11 protein-coding genes are annotated in these 17512 nt (G+C 70.8%); 7 read left to right on the top strand and 4 right to left on the bottom strand.

The annotated features are described in order from the left end of the window. The first annotated feature begins 19 nt into the window (after positions 1 to 19). Positions 20 to 1072 carry a hypothetical protein gene (locus tag JRI60_RS37165; RefSeq protein ID WP_204220653.1) on the top strand — a complete coding sequence of 351 codons (1053 nt, stop codon included), beginning with the start codon at positions 20 to 22 and terminating at the stop codon, positions 1070 to 1072. 23 nt (positions 1073 to 1095) lie between these two features. After that, on the top strand, positions 1096 to 1962 hold the full coding sequence (locus JRI60_RS37160) for a formylglycine-generating enzyme family protein (RefSeq protein ID WP_204220652.1): 867 nt from the start codon (positions 1096 to 1098) through the stop codon (positions 1960 to 1962). 41 nt (positions 1963 to 2003) lie between these two features. On the opposite strand, the gene JRI60_RS37155 is transcribed toward JRI60_RS37160, so the two are convergent. Together JRI60_RS37155 and JRI60_RS37150 are read right to left on the bottom strand one after the other, a co-directional pair. Continuing rightward, positions 2004 to 4985, bottom strand: a complete 2982-nt coding sequence (locus JRI60_RS37155; RefSeq protein WP_204220651.1) for a serine/threonine-protein kinase — start codon at positions 4983 to 4985, stop codon at positions 2004 to 2006. Between the two features lie 6 nt (positions 4986 to 4991). Further along, positions 4992 to 5909, bottom strand: a complete 918-nt coding sequence (locus JRI60_RS37150; RefSeq protein ID WP_239469937.1) for a transcriptional regulator — start codon at positions 5907 to 5909, stop codon at positions 4992 to 4994. A 255-nt stretch (positions 5910 to 6164) separates the two neighbouring features. Here JRI60_RS37150 and JRI60_RS37145 point away from each other — a divergent pair, with 255 nt between their 5' ends. The 3 genes from JRI60_RS37145 (at position 6165) to JRI60_RS37135 (ending at position 9394) form a co-directional block, all read left to right on the top strand. Further along, positions 6165 to 7373, top strand: coding sequence for a right-handed parallel beta-helix repeat-containing protein (locus tag JRI60_RS37145; RefSeq protein ID WP_204220650.1), 1209 nt, complete (start codon positions 6165 to 6167; stop codon positions 7371 to 7373). Between the two features lie 72 nt (positions 7374 to 7445). Next, entirely contained in the window at positions 7446 to 8903 is a 1458-nt protein-coding gene (locus JRI60_RS37140) for a DNA-3-methyladenine glycosylase 2 (RefSeq protein WP_204220649.1), read from the top strand. After that, the gene (locus JRI60_RS37135; RefSeq protein ID WP_204220648.1) at positions 8900 to 9394 is read left to right on the top strand and encodes a methylated-DNA--[protein]-cysteine S-methyltransferase; all 495 of its coding nucleotides are present in this window, start codon (positions 8900 to 8902) and stop codon (positions 9392 to 9394) included. The genes JRI60_RS37140 and JRI60_RS37135 overlap by 4 nt, the downstream gene beginning before the upstream one ends. Positions 9395 to 9460: 66 nt before the next feature. Here JRI60_RS37135 and JRI60_RS37130 read toward each other — a convergent pair whose 3' ends face one another. Beyond that, positions 9461 to 10324: a hypothetical protein gene (locus JRI60_RS37130; protein WP_204220647.1), complete on the bottom strand. Its 864-nt coding sequence runs from the start codon at positions 10322 to 10324 to the stop codon at positions 9461 to 9463. A gap of 256 nt (positions 10325 to 10580) precedes the next feature. Between JRI60_RS37130 and JRI60_RS37125 the strand changes: the two genes are divergently transcribed. Continuing rightward, entirely contained in the window at positions 10581 to 15866 is a 5286-nt protein-coding gene (locus JRI60_RS37125) for a trifunctional serine/threonine-protein kinase/ATP-binding protein/sensor histidine kinase (protein ID WP_204220646.1), read from the top strand. Positions 15867 to 15905: 39 nt separating this feature from the next. Beyond that, positions 15906 to 16763 (top strand): pyridoxal kinase PdxY, encoded by an 858-nt coding sequence (pdxY, locus tag JRI60_RS37120; RefSeq protein ID WP_204220645.1) that lies wholly within the window; start codon positions 15906 to 15908, stop codon positions 16761 to 16763. 23 nt (positions 16764 to 16786) lie between these two features. Here the strand turns inward: pdxY and sitI6 are convergent, their stop codons facing one another. Further along, on the bottom strand, positions 16787 to 17512 hold the full coding sequence (gene sitI6, locus JRI60_RS37115) for a SitI6 family double-CXXCG motif immunity protein (RefSeq protein WP_204220644.1): 726 nt from the start codon (positions 17510 to 17512) through the stop codon (positions 16787 to 16789).

Here is a 17512-nt window from a genome sequence, read left to right as displayed (position 1 = left end):
GCGCGGTATCATGCCCGCGATGCGCGTCTTCGCCCTCCTCGTCGCCCTGGCTGGAGCCCTGGCCTCCGCCAGCGAGCCGGACCTCTCCGCCTTCGCCAGCCTGCCGGCGGACCCCGCGCCTCCGGAGCTCGTGCGCGGCCTCCACTACTGGATCTCCAACGAGAACGACCTCCACCTCTTCCATGACGCGGTGAAGGACAAGGGCGGGGTCTACATCGGCGTCGGCTCCGATCAGAACTACCTGCTGGGGGCCTGGGCGCGCGCCGAGACGCTCGTCCTGCTCGACTTCGACCAGTCCATCGTGGACCTGCACCGCGTCTACCGCGTCCTCTTCCTCGCGGCGGAGACCCCCGAGGAGTTCCTCCGGCTGTGGCAACCGAAGAGCCGCGAGGAGGTGCGCCGTCTCATCGAGGAGGGCTACCCGGACAAGAAGCAGCGGACGGGCGCGCTCCGGGCCTACGGCACGGCCCGCTGGGCGGTGGATCGGAGGCTGAAGCGCGTGGTGACGCAGATGGCGAAGGCGTCCCTGCCGTGCTTCGTCGTGGATGCCGCCGAGTACGCGCACATCCGCCGCCTCTTCCAGGAGGACAAGGTCTTCATGGTGCGGGGGGACCTCACCGCTCAGCGCACCGTGAGCGCCGTGGGCCGGGCGGTGGCCCAGGCGGGCAAGAAGGTGGGGGTGCTCTACCTCTCGAACGCCGAGCAGTACTTCCCGTATGACGCGCGGTACCGGAGCAACATGCGCGAGCTCTCCCTGGACGAGGGCAGCGTGGTGGTGCGCACGAGCGGCCAGCGGGGCGTCTCGCACGTGAAGGGCACCTACTACCACTACAACACCCAGTCGGGTTCGAGCTTCCTGGCGTGGCTGGCGGACGCGAAGACGCGGGACGTGCGCCGGATGCTGCGCTACGCGCCGGACAGCGGGACGGTGTACGGGCTGTCGCGGCTCGACGTCGGGCCCGAGGAGGCGCGCGAGGCGGCGAAGCAGCGGCTGCTGGCGAAGGTGCAGGCGAAGAAGGTGCGGCGGGGGAAGGGCTTGTCGCGGGCGGCGCGCGGCGAGGCGGTGCGGTGAAGGTGAGGACGTGGTGGGCCATCGTGCCCCTTGTCCTGGTGGCGCGCGTGGCGGTGGCGGAGGAGGTGTTCCCCGGGGCCCCCCAGGTGCTGCCCTGTCTCGAGGCGCCGATCACCGGCATGGCCTGCATTCCCGGAGGCCCCTTCCTCCGAGGCGTGAACGGAGGGCGGCATGCGCCGGCCAGGCCCCAGGCGAAGGTCTGGGTGGGGACCTTCTACATGGACACCCACGAGGTGACGTACGGGGCCTACAAGGCGTGTGAGAAGGCGGGACGGTGCCGGAAGGCCGGGCCCAACTACCGCGACTTCGACAACCCCCAGCAGCCCATCAACGGGGTGAGCTGGTACGACGCGAAGGCCTACTGCGAGGCACACGGCAAGCACCTGCCGACGGAGGCCGAGTGGGAGAAGGCGGCGCGCGGCACGGACGGGCGGCTCTACCCGTGGGGCGACGAGCCCGCCACCTGCGAGCGCGCGGTCATCATGGACGCCCGGGGGCGGAGCTGCGGACGCAAGCAGCGCTCCAGGACGCACGCCGACGTGGGACGTCCGGAGCCGGTGGGCTCGCGGCCTCCGAATCCGTACGGGCTCCACGACATGTCCGGCAACGCCTGGGAGTGGGTGGCGGACTGGTTCACCCCTTCGTGGAAGGCGTGTGGCGCGGCGTGTCTGGGGGTGGATCCGAAGGGCCCGTGCGAGGGCCGGGTGCCTTGCGAGGGCTACACCGAGAAGGTGGTGCGAGGCGGCTCGTGGTTCTGGCCGGGCTCGTACGCGACGACGGTGTACCGGCGGCCCCATGTGCCCGCCAACCGGCCCATCTTCCACCACTTCGGTTTCCGCTGCGCGGCGAGCCTCTCGGAGGCGCGGGCGCTCGCGGGAAGGCCGGAGTGAGCCGCGCGGCTCGGTGGGAGTCGTGAGCGCGGCGGACGCCGTCAGCGATTGGGCGGGACGACGGGCGGATGCTCGGCGAGCCACTGCTCCAGGTTGGCGCGGACCTTCTCCGCACCGGGCAGGGTGTCCGTCGCCACCATGTCGAGCGCCTCGGTGATGAGCCGGCGGGCGCGGACGCGATCCTCTCCCGAGTCCCACAGGGCCCGCGCCAGGCGGAAGAGGGCGATCTCCCGGTGCCGCTGGTAGCCCTCGGGCGCCCCTTCCAGGGCGGACACGGCGCGCTCCAGGGGCGGGATGGCCTCGCGCGGCCGTTTCGCCCGGAGGTAGGCCCACCCCATGTTCATCAGCAGCTCCCCCCGGAAATTCCGGTAGTCCCCCGGCTGGGCCTGGTGGATGGCCAGGGCGCGCTCGAAGTATGGCAGGGCCTCGGGGCTGCGATCCTGATGCAGGAGCACCTCGGCGAGCCCGCTCAGCATCAGGCTGAGCGGTGGGTAGTCCGGGCCCTGCCGTGCCTCCTCTTGGGCGATGGACTCGCGGAAGTACTGCTCCGCCTCCTGCAAGCGCCCCTGCGCCATCAGCACCTGGGCCAGGTTGATGTTGAGGTAGGGCACGCTGGTGCTCTCCAGTCCATCGACCGCGCGGATGATGCTCCGTGCGCGCTCCATCAGGGAGAGGATCTCCCGCCGGTCGGCCTTCGGATCGAAGAGCTGGGTCATCGCGTAGAAGTTGAGCGCGTAGCCGAAGCTCGGATGTTCCGGGCCGAGCGCGCGCTCGAACATCTCCCGCGCCTGGAGGGCCAGCCGCGCCGCTTCCGGGATGTCCCGTAGCTGCCAGGCCGCGTCCCCGAGCGCGAGGATCGCCATCGCCACCTCCGGGTGGTTGGGCCCCAATATCCGCTCGCGCAGGGAGCGCGCGCGCCGCAGGTGGGTGAGCGCTTCCTCCTGGTGGCCCATCGCCACATGTGCCGAGCCCAGCTCGAGGAGGACGTCCGCCACCTCCAGATCCTCCGGTCCCCGGGTCTTCTCCAGCAGGGCCAGCGCCTCCCGGTGTCGCTCCGAGGCCTCCGCGAACCGGCCCTGTGTCGCGAGAACGCGGCCCTCGTTGGTGAGCAGCCGCGCGCGCAGCACCTCGTCGTCGCCCACCCGGGCGAGGGCCGCCTCCGCGCGCTCTCGCCACAAGTTGGCCAGCGTGTACTTCTCGAGCCGCTCCCCGGTGATGCGCACCGCCAGCGTCCAGGCGCGCGCGGCCACCGCGTCGTTGCGGCCGGCCTCGGCGGCCCAGACCGCGTCCTGGACGGCCTTCTCCGCGCCCCGGTAGTCCGCCGCCTGATCTCTCAGCTCGGCCACCAGCAGGAGCGCCTCCGCGCTGCCGTACCGATCCCCCGCCGCGCGCGCCGCCTCCGCCGCGGGGAGCACCCGGGCCGCGCCCTCCTTATATCGGCCCGACGCGCCGAGCGTGCGGCCCTCCACCAGCGCGGTGCGCAGCGCCTCGGCCCGCTGGCGCGCGGCGTCGTCCCGGGGCACGGGCCCCGCGGCCTCGAGCGCCGCCAGGTTGGAGCACGTGGCCAGCGAGGAGAGCTGCTCGGCGGTGCGGTGCGCGTGCTGCACCACGCTCGCGTCCGCCTGGGTGAAGAGGCGCGCGAGCGCGGCCACCTCGGCCAGCCGCTCGTCCAGGCACCTCATGCGCCGGCCCAGCACCTCCGGGGACTGCTCGCCGCGCACCCGGGTCGCCTCGCAGGCCGCGGTGTGCAGGGTGGCCCAGGCGGCGGTGTACGCGTCCAGCGTGCGCCGCGCGCTCTTCCACGCCTCCTGCGCGAAGGGCCGGCCGGTGGCGAGGAAGGCCGCCTCCGCCTCCTGCTTCTGCTGCGGGCCCCAGATGCCGGCCACCTTCTCCCCGGCGTTCTGGCAGGCCCGGGCCGCGTGCGTGTGGAGCGCATGGGTGAGGCCCACCGACAGCAGCAGCAGCGCCACCCCTCCGCCCACCTGCAGCCACCACCGCCGCCGCCGCGCCGGGTCCCTCGTGAGCTCGGAGAGCAGGGCCTCCAGCGAGGGGTGGCGCGCGGTGGGGTCCACCTCCAGCCCGCGCGCCACCAGCTGGTGCAGCCATGGCGGTACGCCCGTGCCCTTTGGCGCGGGGCGCACCCGGCCGGCACGCACCTCCGCCGCCAGCTCCCGCTCGGTGTCTCCGGCGAAGGGGCGCTCGCCGTGGAGGGCCTCGTACAGCGCGACGCAGAAGGCGAACTGGTCGCTGCGCGCGTCGGCGCGGCCCTCCCGGCCGAACTGCTCGGGCGCCATGTAGGCCGGGGTGCCGCCCACCACCTCCGGGGTGTGGCCGGGAGTGGTCCGGCGCGCCAGGCCGAAGTCGGTGACGCGCACGCGCCCGTCGCGGCCCACCAGGAGGTTCTCCGGCTTGAAGTCTCCGTGGACGAGCCCCGCGGCGTGCGCGGCGCTCAGCCCCCGGCCCGCGTCCAGGAAGACGTCGCGCACCTCCCGCCAGGAGCGTGGCGCGGCCCTCATCCACTGGCGCAGCGTCTGCGCCTCCACGTACTCCATGGCGAGGAACACCTGCTCGCCGAAGGTGCCCACGTCGTAGACGGACACCACGTGCGGGTGGGAGACGCGGGCCATGGCCTGGGCCTCGCGCAGCAGGTGGGCGCGTCCCTCCTCGGCGTCCAGCCCGAGGGCCACGACGCGCAGCAGCTTGAGGGCCACGCGGCGGTCCAGCTCGGGGTCATAGGCCGAGTAGACGACGCCCATGCCCCCCGCGCCCAGCCGCTCCAGCACGAGGTAGCGCCCCACGGCGGTGCCTCTCGGGAGCACGGCCTCCACGGGAGAGGCGGCGGGAGAGGAGGGGAGGTCGGAGGGGGGAGACGGGACGGGGGGCGTCCGGGCCCGGACGGCGTCGGCCACGAGACGCCGGCAGTCGGGGCAGGTGTCCAGGTGCCGGTCCACCTCCGAGGCGCGCTCCGGAGGCAGCTCGCCGAGCATCAGCCCCATGAAGGTGGCTTCGTCGAGGCAGGGCATGGCGCTTCAGTCGACGCGCGAGCGCAGCAGTCGGCTGAGGCTCACGTCGAGCTGGCTGGAGATGAGGCGCAGCACGCTGTCGAGCTGGGAGCCGGTGAGACGCAGGCGCTCGGTGAGCAGGCGCCGGGTCTCCTCGAGGAGCGCCTGCTGGGCGGCCACCACCCACCGCGCGCCGGTGGCGCGGTGCACGCCGTAGAGGGCGCCGAACTGGTCGATGCTCAGCCCATCCAGGTACTTCAGGCGCAGGAGGTTGCGCTCGCGCGGGGAGAGGTTGGCGAGGGCCTGGCCGAAGGCGGTGTTGAACTCGGTGCGGTAGGTGGTCTTGAGGTAGGCCAGCTCGGGGTCGTCCCCGGGGTCGACGAGCAGGGAGAGGGTGCTGTCGTCCTTGGGCGTGTCGTGGCTGGAGCGCTGGCGCTGCAGATCCAGGGCGAGCCACAGCGCGGCGGCGCGCACCCAGCCGGAGAGCGGGCCGGTGCCGGGGTAGGCGGCGAGCTTGGGCGGTGTGTCCGGGCCCGGGACGAGCATCTTCTGGCGCACGAGCTGTCGCACCTCGTCCAGGGCCGCGGGGGGCAGCTTGAGGCGGGCCACGGCCACGTTCACCTCGGACAGGAGGTGGGCCTCGAAGGCGGCATGGGCCGCGGGCACTCCCTCGGCGCAGGCGTGGGCCAGGTAGAGGTCCGGCAGGTGCAGGCGCTCGAGGGCCTCGGGGGTGCTGTCGGCGGGAAGGTGCCGCGCGAGGTGGGCGGCGAAGCGCGCACCGTCCAGGTCCACGCCGGGCCAGTGCGCGCGGGCGGTGTCCAGCAGCCGGCCGAGTCGCTCCTCGAGGTCGGCCAGGGACACTCCCGCGGGGATGCCCTCTCGGGCGGAGATGAAGGCTTGAGCGAGGCCCGGTGTCACCGAGCGGTCCTCCTGATGGCGGGCCACCATAACACCTCGGCCATTTCTTGGTTCATGAGAAAAGCGGGAACTCCCCGTATCTCTCGGTTTCTGATGACTCTGAAGCGGGATGGTGTTATGGTGTTGCTGTCGTTTTCCGGGGTGAGTGAAATGTTGCCGAGCCGTACCAGGAGTGAGTCGTGTGGTGTCGCCCGAAGCCCCCTGTCTGGAGGCGGAAGGTGGCGGGGATCCAGGCGGGTTCTGCGCGCGCTGCTGGTGGTGTGGAGCTCGCTGACCCCGCTGATGGCGTCCGCCACCCAGGTCCAGGGGAAGCTCTCCACGCCCACGGTCTGGAAGAAGAGTGGCAGCCCCTACGTGCTCACGGGGGATGTGACGGTGGGGTGGGGTGCGACCCTGGTGATCGAGCCCGGGGTGAAGGTCATCGCCGCGAAGCGGGACGCGCTGCGGTCCGGGGTGGATGAGCAGCGCGTGGAGCTCATCGTGGATGGCGCGCTGGTGGTGCGAGGCACCGAGGCCCGGCCGGTGAAGTTCACGTCCGGTGGGGAGCTGGGCGCCTGGTACGGCATCCGGGTGAGGGGAGGCCGGGGCACGGTCATCGACGGAGCGGTCATCGATCAGGCGTGGCAGGCCCTGTCGCTGGACACGAGCGCGGTGGTGCGGAGCACGGCGGTGAACGCCACCGTGGAGGACTGCCTGCGCGTGGGCTGGGGCAACGCGACGCTGGTGGACAACCGGCTGAGCGGGTGTGGGGCGAACGGGGTGAGCGTGGCCGAGTGGGCGAAGGTGCGGATGGAGGGGACGGTGGTGACGGGCAGTGGAGGCCACGGAATCGAGCTGAGGGGCGGGGGCGAGCTGCGCCACGACACGTTCCACGCCAACGGGGCCGCGGGTGTGGCGCTGCTCTCCGAGCAGGAGGCGCCGGTGGTGAGGGACAGCCTCATCACGTCCAACGGGGGCCATGGCGTGTTCAAGGCGTCGGCGGCCCGGGGCGTCCTGCTGTCCAACAATGTCTGGGGCAACGCGGGTGGGGACTACGGGGCCGCCGCGTTCGCGGGGCAGGGCTCCATCTCCGCCAATCCGCTCTACGTGTCCGCGACGGATCTGCGGCTGGGCGACGGCTCGCCGAGCCGGGGCGTGGCCTCGGATGGGTTGGACCTGGGTGCCATCCAGCCGTCCCGCTCGCTGATCTCGAGCCCCAAGGGGTCCAACGTCCGGGGTGGTCTGCTGGCGGCGGCCTCCGTGCGTGGCTCGCGGGTCTTCTCCGTCACGGCTCCGGGGCGTGCCCGGGAGCGGAGCACGGCTCTCAGCGCCATCGCGCTGGCGTCCAGCAAGGCGGGCGGCCGGTCCACGCGGTGGCACGGGGTCTCCCCCGAGCGCAAGCGACGGGTCAAGTCCCATGTCGAGGGGTCGCTCGCCTCCGTGTCCCGGAGCGCGCCCCGCATCGGCTCCGCGCTGCAGGGGAGTGGGCTGACGGGCCTCGAGCAGCGCTAGGGACCCTATTTTCGCGGTCGGGTCCGAAAACGGCCAGACAGGGGTGCTCGTCCACGCTACGAACACCCCGTGATGCAAACGCTGGAGACCGAGACCTGCTACCGGGCCCTGAGCGCGCGAGACCGGCGCTTCGATGGGCTCTTCTTCGTCGGGGTGTCGACGACGGGCATCTACTGCCGGCCCGTGTGCACGGCGAGGACACCGCGCCAGGAGCGGTGCGCGTTCTACCGGACGGCCGCCGAGGCCGAGCGCGCGGGCTACCGGGCCTGCCTCCTGTGCCGTCCCGAGCTGGCGCCGGGCAGCGCGCCGGTGGACTCGGTGCCACGGCTCGTCGCGACCGCGGTCTCCCGCATCGAGGCGGGCGCCCTCAACGAGGCGTCGATCGATGAGCTCGCGTCGGAGCTGGGCGTCACCAGCCGGCACCTGCGCCGGGCCATGGAGTCGGAGCTCGGCGTCTCGCCGGTCGAGCTGGCCCAGTCGAGGCGGCTCGCGCTGGCGAAGCAGCTCCTCCAGGACACCGCGCTCCCCCTGGCGGAGATCGCCTTCGCGAGCGGCTTCCAGAGCGTCCGGCGCTTCAACGCGCTCTTCCAGGCGCGGTTCGGGATGCCGCCCTCGGCGCTCCGGCGGAAGAGTGGTGAACCGGAGGGGGCGCGCTCGCTCGTGCTCCGGCTGGATTACCGGCCGCCCCTGGACTGGGAGCAGCTCCTGGCCTTCCTGCGCGGGCGCGCCATTCCCGGGGTGGAGTCGGTGGGGGAGTCCGAGTACCGGCGCACGGTGCGCCTGGGGGGCAGGACGGGCTGGCTGACGGTCCGGCGGGACGGGAAGCGCCCGGCGCTCCTGGCGGAGGTCTCGCTCTCGCTGGCGGGAGTGCTGATGCAGGTGGCGGCGCGGCTGCGGGCGCTCTTCGACCTGGACGCGCGGCCGGAGGTCATCGCGGAGTGCCTGGGGCGTGATGCGCTCCTCGCGGAGCGGGTGCGGGAGCATCCCGGGCTTCGCGTGTTGGGGGCGTTCGATCCCTTCGAGCTGACGGTGCGCGCCATCCTCGGGCAGCAGGTCTCCGTGCGCGCGGCCACGACCTTGAGCGGGCGGCTCGTGGCGCGCTTCGGCGAGCCCGTGGACAGCCCCCATGCGGACGCCTCGCGGCTCTTCCCGCTACCGGAGACGCTGGCGGCGGCGGGGGAGGACGACGTGGCGGCGCTGGGGCTGCCCGGTGCTCGGGCGCGAAGCCTGCTGGGCGTGGCGAAGGCCGTCGCGGAGGGCTCGGTGCGGCTGGACGGGCGCGCGGAGGTGGACGCGACGATGGCGGCGCTCGAGGCGTTGCCGGGCATCGGGGCCTGGACGGCGCACTACATCGCGATGAGGGCCCTGCGCTGGCCCGATGCGTTTCCCGCGAGCGATCTCGGAATCCGCAAGGCACTCGGAGGCCTGACGGCGAAGGCGGCCGCGGAGCGCGCCGAGGCCTGGCGGCCCTGGAGGTCCTACGCGGCGGTACACCTCTGGACCTCTCTCTCGGAAGGAGCAGGCGGATGATGCGATACACCACGACCTTGAAGAGCCCGGTGGGGCCCCTGCGTGTCTTCGCCACGGAAGGAGCGCTGACGGCCATCTACCTGGAGAACCACAAGCGGGCTCCCGTGCTGGAGGCGACCGAGCGGCCGGAGCTCCCGGTGCTGCTCGCCGCCCGGCGCCAGCTGGAGGAGTACTTCGCGGGCGAGCGGGTGTCCTTCGAGCTCCCGCTGGAACCGGAGGGAACGCCGTTCCAGCACACGGTGTGGAAGGCGCTGCGGGAGATTCCGTTGGGCATCACCTGGTCCTACGCGAACCTGGCGCGCCACATCGGCCGGGCGGGCGCGGCGCGGGCCGTCGGGTCCGCGAACGCGAGGAATCCGCTCTCCATCATCGTCCCCTGCCACCGGGTGGTGGGCACCGACGGGAAGCTCACCGGGTACGCGGGGGGCGTCCCCGTCAAGCAGTGGCTGCTCGAGCATGAGCGGCGGCTCCTCCCGGCGGCGCGCAGCTGAAACGCGAAGGGCCCGGAACCGGTGCGCGGTTCCGAGCCCCTGGCGCTCATCACGAACGGGTGCGGCTCAGATGTTCCAGCGGATCATTCCCTGGAGGACGTTCTCCGCCTTGCCCGGGATGAGGTAGCGGTGGAAGGCGATCTGGTACTCGAAGCCCGCGTACAGCTTGCCCGGGGTGAACGTGATGACCTTGCCGAAGTCCCACAGCAGCTGGGGCTGGGCGAGGAAGAAGCGCTGGCCCTTGGTGAGATCGAAGGGACCGGGGTTGCGGTGCGCGCCCTCGCCGAAGAGGCCCGTCTGGAAGAAGCCGCCGAAGATGAAGTCCTGGCTTCCCAGCGCGAAGGACTTCTGCCACGCCGCGCCCACCTGGAAGTCCACGCCGCGGAACACGTAGTCGTCGCGGATGACGGTGGTGACCGTCACGAAGTCCATGCCCGGCACCGCGAGGTCCCACTGCAGGCCGTAGTAGTTCAGCATGCCGAACTTGGAGACGTGCTCCGCCTCGTACTTCAGCGACACGTTGGACAGGGGACCCCAGTTGAGCGGGCGGCCCAGCACCTTCTCGGCGAAGAACTTGCCCGACAGCGTCAGCGTGATGCCGCCGAAGAAACCGCCCTTCTCGTTGAGGCTGGTGACGTCGGCCAGGGCGCTGTTGAAGGGGCCGGTGATGTCGTAATACAGGAACATCGTCCCGAACTCCCACGCCTGGAACGCCTTGATGCTCAGCGTGGTGCGGGAACCCCCACCGTTGAAGTCCTTGTTGAAGCAGTCGACTGCGCCCCGGTAGCGACCGCTCACGGGATTGATGTTGTCCTCGTTGCCCGTCCAGCACGGCGCATGAAGGAGCTCGAACCACACCCCGGCGGAGGCGTTGGTCGAGGACAGCAGGACGGCGAGCAGCGCGAAGAGGTACAGCGGTTTACGGGTCATGGGGGTCCCCTGGGTGCGCGCGTGTTGTGGATTGTCAGGGGCAACCAGTCAAGCCCCTGCTGCTTGCGTTTTCCGCGGGGCTGTGAGCACACGCGCGGTCACGCGCGCGCGAAAGAAACTTGACGTGTGCCTTCTCGGATAGGGGTCGGGAGGGCGCCGGAGTGGCTTCCCATCGCGCATTGCGGCGTATTCGGGGGCGTGTTCCCATTCCGAATCACTCGGTGCGCTCAATCCATATCGAGCCACGGGGGGCACCATGCTCGACATCCCAGGATATACCCTCCGAGGGGCCATCAAGCCCACCGGCGCCAACCAGCTCTTCCACGCGGTGCGTGACGCCGATGGCCAGGCCCTCATCCTCAAGACGCCCACGGCCGCGTTTCCAGGCCCGCGCGAGTCCGAGCGCTATCGCCGCGAGCTGGGCATTCTTCAGCGACTCCAGGGCGTGAAGGGGGTCGTCCAGGTCCATGCCTGCGAGCGGCTCCGGGATCGCCCCGTCCTCCTGCTGGAGAAGGTGGAGGGCCAGCCGTTGTCAGAGCTGCTCACGGAGCAGCCCTTCGAGGTGGCGCGAGTCCTGGACCTGGCCATCTCCCTGTGCTCCTCGCTGGCCGAGCTCCACTGCCGCGGCATCGTCCACAGGGACCTCAAGCCCTCCAACATCATCGTCGCCCCCTCCGGCGAGACGTGGCTCATCGACTTCGGCTCCGCGACCCCGCAGCTCGTCGAGCACGTGGAGGCGGCGCCCATCTCCTGGATGGAGGGCACGTTGGCGTACATGTCCCCCGAGCAGACGGGGCGCATGAACCGGGCGGTGGACTACCGCACGGACTTCTACTCGCTGGGGGTCACCCTCTACGAGCTGCTGACGGGAAGCAGGCCCTTCCAGGGGCGCGATGCGCTCGAGTGGTTCCATGCGCACATGGCGGTGGCACCCGAGCCACCGCTGGAGCGGGTGCCTGGCCTGCCTCCCGTGCTGTCCGCCATCGTCTTGAAGCTGCTGGCCAAGGTGGCGGAGGAGCGCTACCAGAGCGCGGAGGGACTCAAGGCCGATCTCGAGCGGTGCCGGGACAACCTGCTCCGGGGCCTGTACGAGGACTTCCCGCTGGGCGTGTATGACCATCCCACCCGCTTCCAGCTCCCGCAGCGGCTCTACGGGCGGGACACGCACGCCACCGCCCTGATCCAGGGCTTCGAGCGCGTCGCCCGGGACGGGCGGCCGGAGCTCGTCCTGGTGCGTGGCTACTCGGGCATCGGCAAGTCCGCCGTCGTGCACGAGCTGCACAAGCCGGTGGTGCGCCAGCGTGGCTTCTTCATGAGCGGCAAGTTCGACCAGTTCCAGCAGGCCATCCCCTACGCCACGCTGGCCCAGGCCATCCGAGGGCTGACGCAGCAGTTGCTGGCCGGCAGCGACGAGGAGCTGGCCCGCTGGCGCGAGCACCTGGTGGGGGCCTGGGAAGGCCATGGCCAGGTGCTCCTGGACGTGGTGCCGCAGCTCGAGCTCATCACCGGCAAGCAGCCTCCCTGCCCGGAGCTGCCTCCTTCCGAGGCGCAGCACCGCTTCAACCGGGTGTTCCGCAAGTTCCTCGGCGTGTTCGCCACCTCCGAGCACCCGCTCGTCGTCTTCCTGGACGACTTGCAGTGGGTGGACCAGGCGAGCCTCCGGCTCATCCATCACCTGCTCACCCATCCGGAGACGCCTCCGGTGCTGCTCATCGGCGCCTGGCGCGACAACGAGGTCACCCCCTCCCACCCGTTGACGCTGGCGCTGGAGGAGCTGCGCGAGGCCGGCGCGCGGATGACGGAGCTCCACCTGGAGCCGTTGAGCCTCCAGGAGGTGCGGCAGCTCGTCGCCGACACGCTGCCCGGAGCGGGCGCGGAGGTCGTCGAGCCCCTCTCGGCGCTGGCGCGTGAGAAGACGGGCGGCAACCCCTTCTTCCTGCGGCGGTTGCTGCTGACGCTCCACGAGGACGGGCTCCTGGCGCGCACGCCGCAGGGCAGGTGGCGCTGGGATGCCGAGGCCGTCGGGCGCAAGGGCTACTCGGACAACGTCGTCGACTTCCTGGCCGGCAAGCTGCGTCAGCTCCCCCTGGAGACGCAACACCTGCTGCGGCTGGCCGCCTGCGTGGGCAATGTCTTCGCGCTCCCGCTGCTGGCCAGGGTCTCCAGCATCGCGGAGACGGCGGACGTGGAGCGGGGGCTCGAGCCCGCGTTCCTGGAGGGACTGCTGGTCCACGTCGGTCCGGAGCAGTACCGGTTCCTCCATGACCGCATCCAGCAGGCGGCCCGCGACTTCATCCCCGAGCAGGAGCGCAAGGTCATCCACCTGCGCATCGGCCGCTTGCTGCTGGCCAGCCTGTCGCCGGAAGAGGTGCAGGAGAAGCTCTTCGATGTCGTGGGCCAGTTCAACGCGGGGTTCGAGCTCCTGGAGGCTCCCGAGGAGCGCCTGCACGTGGCGCGTCTGAACGCCGAGGCGGGCAGGCGGGCCAAGGCGTCGACCGCGTTCCGCTCGGCCGTCGCCTATCTCTCCAAGGCCTTCCAGTTGCTGCCCGGCAATCCCTGGGAGACGGAACCGGAGCTGGCCTTCAAGCTGCGTCTGGAGCACGCGAACTGCGAGTTCATGAACGGCAACGCCGCCGAGGCGCTCCGCCTGGTGGAGGAGCTCCTGGCCCGGACCCGCACCCGGGTGGAGACGGCGGCCGCCTACTGCCTGAAGACCAACATCCTCGCCGGGACGGGAGACCTCCAGAGCGCCATCACCTGCCTGCTGGAGGGCCTGGCGCTGATGGGCATGCCGATGTCACCCCATCCCACCTGGGAGGAGGTGGTGGCGGCCGAAGAGGAGGTGCGGACGCTGCTGGGGGGCCGCTCCATCGAGAGCCTCATCGAGCTGCCCTTCACGGACGACCCGGACCTGGAGGCGGTGATGAGCATGCTCGGCGCCCTGTTCGCGCCGTCGTACGTCACGGACTCCAACCTGCTCATCCTCCACCTGAGCCGGATGGTCTCCCTGAGCCTCCGCCACGGCAACACGGCCGCCTCCGTGCACGGGTACTCCTGGTACGGCATCGTGCTGGGACCCGCCTTCAAGCGTTACCGGGAGGCCCAGGCCTTCGGTCAGCTCGCGTGTGATCTCGTCGAGCGCCATGCGCTGACCGCCTTTCGGGGCAAGGCGCTCTATGGCATGGAGATCATCAGCTATTGGACCCAGCCGCTCTCCACCTGCCTGGAGCTCATCCGCGAGGCCTTCCAGGCCGCGCTCCAGGCCAGTGACATCCAGGTGGCCGGCTACTGCAGCAACCACATCGTCACGGATCGTCTCTCGCTGGGACACGACCTGGGGGAGGTCTATCAGGAGTCGGTGGCGCGTCTGGACTTCGCCCGCCGGGCCGGCTTCGTGGACTCACGGGACATCATCCACTTCACCCAGCGCTACGTGCAGCAGCTCCGGGGCCTCACGCCCTCGTTCAGCTCCCTGAGCGGGGAGGACTTCGACGAGGAGGCGTTCGAGGCGGCCCTGTCGCCGGAGCGCATGAGCACCCTGCGGTGCTGGTACTGGATCCTGAAGATGCAGTCGCGCTTCATGTGCGGCGCCTACCAGGAGGCGCTCTCCGCGGGAGCCAGGGCCAGCGAGCTGCTCTGGTCCTCGCTCGGCCACATCCAACTGCTGGACTTCCACCTCTTCCGGGCTCTGTCCCTGGCCGCTTGCATGGAGGAGCTGCCGCCCGGGGAGCGAGACCGGGCCCTCGAGCAGTTGCGCGGGGACCATCGGCAACTGGCGGAGTGGGTCAGCGCCTGTCCCGAGACCTTCCAGGTGCCCGAGAGGCTCGCCTTCGGGGAGCTGGCGCGCGTCTCGGGCCGCCAGGATGACGCCTTCCGGGCCTACGAGGAGGCTCTCCACTCCGCTCGGGCGCGGGGCTTCCACCATTACGCGGCCCTCGCGAGTGAGCTGGCGGCCCGCTTCTGGCGCGACCAGCGCATGCCTTCCATCGCGGACTCCTACGCGCGCAAGTCCCGGCAGGACTGGCTGCGCTGGGGCGCGAGGGGGAAGGCCAGACATCTGGAGACGTGGTGGCCGCACCTGGCCTCCAGTGACACCGCCGATGAGACCACCACGGACACGGGCTCCTCGCAGATCGACGCGCTCACCGTGGTGAAGGCCCAGCAAGCCATCTCCGGGGAGATCGTCCTCGAGCGGCTGGCGAACACGCTGCTGCGTGTCGCCATGGAGAACGCGGGAGCCCAGCGCGGGGCCTTGTTGTTGCCCGACGGAGACAAGCTCCTGGTCGTCGCCGTCTCGGGCACCTCGCCCGAGGGCTCCACCCCGGGCGCGGACGAGCCCTCGCTTCCGTGGTCCGTCATCTCCTACGTGAAGCGCACGCGGGAGCACGTGCTCATCGGCGACGTCACCCAGCCCCACCCGTTCTCCTCCGAGGCGTGGTTCGCGCGTGGCCGTGCCCGCTCCGTGCTCTGCCTGCCCCTGCTGCGCCAGGAGGAGTTTCGCGGCGTGCTGTACCTGGAGAACGACCTGGCCACCAACGCCTTCACCCCGGCGCGCCTGTCGCTGCTCGGCCAGCTGGCCTCCCAGGCCGCCATCTCCATCGAGAATGCCCGGCTGTACACCGAGGTCCAACGCGCCGAGACGGCCCTGCGCCGCGCCAATGACGACCTGGAGAAGCGGGTGGAGGAGCGCACCCGGGAGCTGAAGCAGACCCAATCCCGGCTGGTGGACATGGCTCGCGCGGCCGGCATGGCGGAGATCGCCGCCAACGTGCTCCACAACGTGGGCAACGTCCTCACCAGCGCCGTCATCAACCTCCAGACGATGCGCGAGATGGTGGGCTCCTCACGCATGGGGCGGTTGAAGCAGGCCACCTCGCTGCTCGAGGAGCACCGGGACGACCTGGCGGACTTCCTCACCCGCGATCCCAATGGCTCCCGGCTGTCGAGCTACCTCTCCGCCCTGGCCGACGCGCTGCTCGAGGAGCGGGGGTCCTTCAAGGATGGCCTGGATGCGATGGGCCTGCACATCGAGCACATCCGCGCCATCGTCCACGTCCAGCAGAACTATGCGAGCAACACGCTCGTCACCGAGGAGTGCGACCTCTCCCAGCTCCTGGAGGATGCGTTGAGCATCCAGCGGCCCGCGCTCCAGCGCCACGGCATCATCGTCACCCGGGAGGAGTTCCCCTCGCTGCCCAGGGTTCGTGTGGACAAACACAAGGTGTTGCAGATCCTCATCAACCTGTTCAGCAACGCCCGGAACGCCACGCAGTCGCTACCCGCCGGACAGCGTCACATGCGCGTGCGGCTCGAGGCGGTGGGCCACGTGGCGCGCATCTTGGTGGAGGACAACGGCATCGGCATCGCGCACGAGCACCGCGAGCGGCTCTTCTCCCAAGGCTTCACGACGCGCGAGGGCGGCCATGGCCTGGGCCTGCATTCCAGCGCGCTGGCGGCGAAGATGCTGGGAGGCAACCTCTCCCTGGAGAGCGAGGGACCGGGTAGGGGCGCCACCGCCACGTTGGAGCTCCCACTGTCGTAGGGGTGGACGCGAGGGCTGGCCCGTGGCAGTGAATAGCTCGTGGCCATCCTCTCCATTCAATCGCATGTGTCCTACGGGTACGTCGGCAACCGGGCGGCGACCTTTCCGCTGCAGCGCCTCGGTCACGACGTGTGGTCGGTCAACACGGTGCAGTTCAGCAACCACACCGGCTACGGCCAGTGGCGTGGGCAGGTATTCGAGCCCTCGCACGTGGCGGAGGTGGTGAACGGCATCGCCGAGCGGGGTGTGCTGGGAGAGTGCCAGGCGGTGCTGTCCGGCTACATGGGGAACGCGGAGACGGGCTCGGCGATCCTCGATGCGGTGGCGAAGGTGAGGGCGGCCAACCCGAAGGCGCTGTACTGCTGCGATCCGGTGATGGGGGACGTGGGCCGAGGCATGTTCGTGCGGCCGGGCATCCCCGAGTTCATGCGCGATCGGGCGGTCCCGGCCGCGGACATCACTACGCCCAACCAGTTCGAGCTGGAGTACCTCACTGGCCGCACGGTGCGCACCCTGGACGACGCGTTGAAGGCCGCCGCGGCCCTGCGCGAGAAGGGCCCGCGCGTGGTGCTGGTGACGAGCCTGCTGCGGGAGGAGACGGCGCCGGGGACCATTGAGATGCTGGCGGCCACGGATGCGGGCGCCTGGCTGGTCCTCACCCCGCAGTTGCCGATGCAGCCTCCGCCCAATGGCGCGGGAGACGCCGTGGCGGCGCTCTTCCTCTCGCACCTGCTGAGTGGCCGGGAGGCGGGGGAGGCGCTCGGGGAGACGGCTGCCTCCATCTTCGGCATCTTCGCCGCGACGCACGCGGCGGGCTCACGGGAGCTGCGGCTCGTGGCCGCCCAGGAGGAACTGGTCTCTCCTTCCCGGCGCTTCTCCGTGGAGCGGGTGGCCTGAGCCGGGAAGGACGCCCGCGCGGCTCAACGGGCCTCCAGCTCCTTGAAGACGACCCCATCCAGTTCCAGGTGGTGCACCGCATCCACCAGGCGCTCATTGGCGACGATGATTCCCGAGACCTCGCCCAGGCGGAAGATGTCCACGTGCTCCGGCATCCGTGTGGCGTCGAGCCAGTACAGGTCCGGGAGCACGAAACCCTTGTCGACATTGCACACGGGACATCGAGGCTCTTCGGGCGGCAGGCAGTCCGGGTGGAGCCGCCCGTGTGACTCGAGTTGGATGTCCCGCAGTTCGGGTGCGTTCTTGGTGCGGAAGCGCACCTGGGTGGGGCAGCCACGGAGGCCGCGGATACCCGCGTCCTGCAATCGCTCCAGGGCCTCGCGGCGCATGCAGAGGGACATGGCGTTCTGCATGCTGAGCTGGCCGAAGTAGCCCTGACCCGTACCTTGGAGCGGGCCGAACACCGCTCCTGGCTGCAGCACGGCGCCTGGAGGCGCCAGCGGACGCACGAGCTCGCGCCGCCGGATGAATTCCTCGTGCGGGACGGGCCAGGCACTGGACAGCTTCTTCTGCTCCTCCAGTGGTAGCCCCGAAAGGTCCACGCATGGGTATTGAGCGAATGTATGCATCTCGGGCTGCAGATGACAGGCCGGGCAGGGCTCCACACCGGGCAGCTTCCACGCGTGAGCGGCGTTCAGGTTGCCCGTATTGCGCGGTGAGGGATCTCTGTTGAGCTCGTAGAACTTCAT

Origin of the sequence: Archangium violaceum, assembly GCF_016887565.1 — a bacterium.
GTDB lineage: Bacteria > Myxococcota > Myxococcia > Myxococcales > Myxococcaceae > Archangium > Archangium violaceum_B.
Note: the sequence above shows the minus strand (reverse complement) of the source record. Positions and strands in the feature narration are given on the sequence as shown.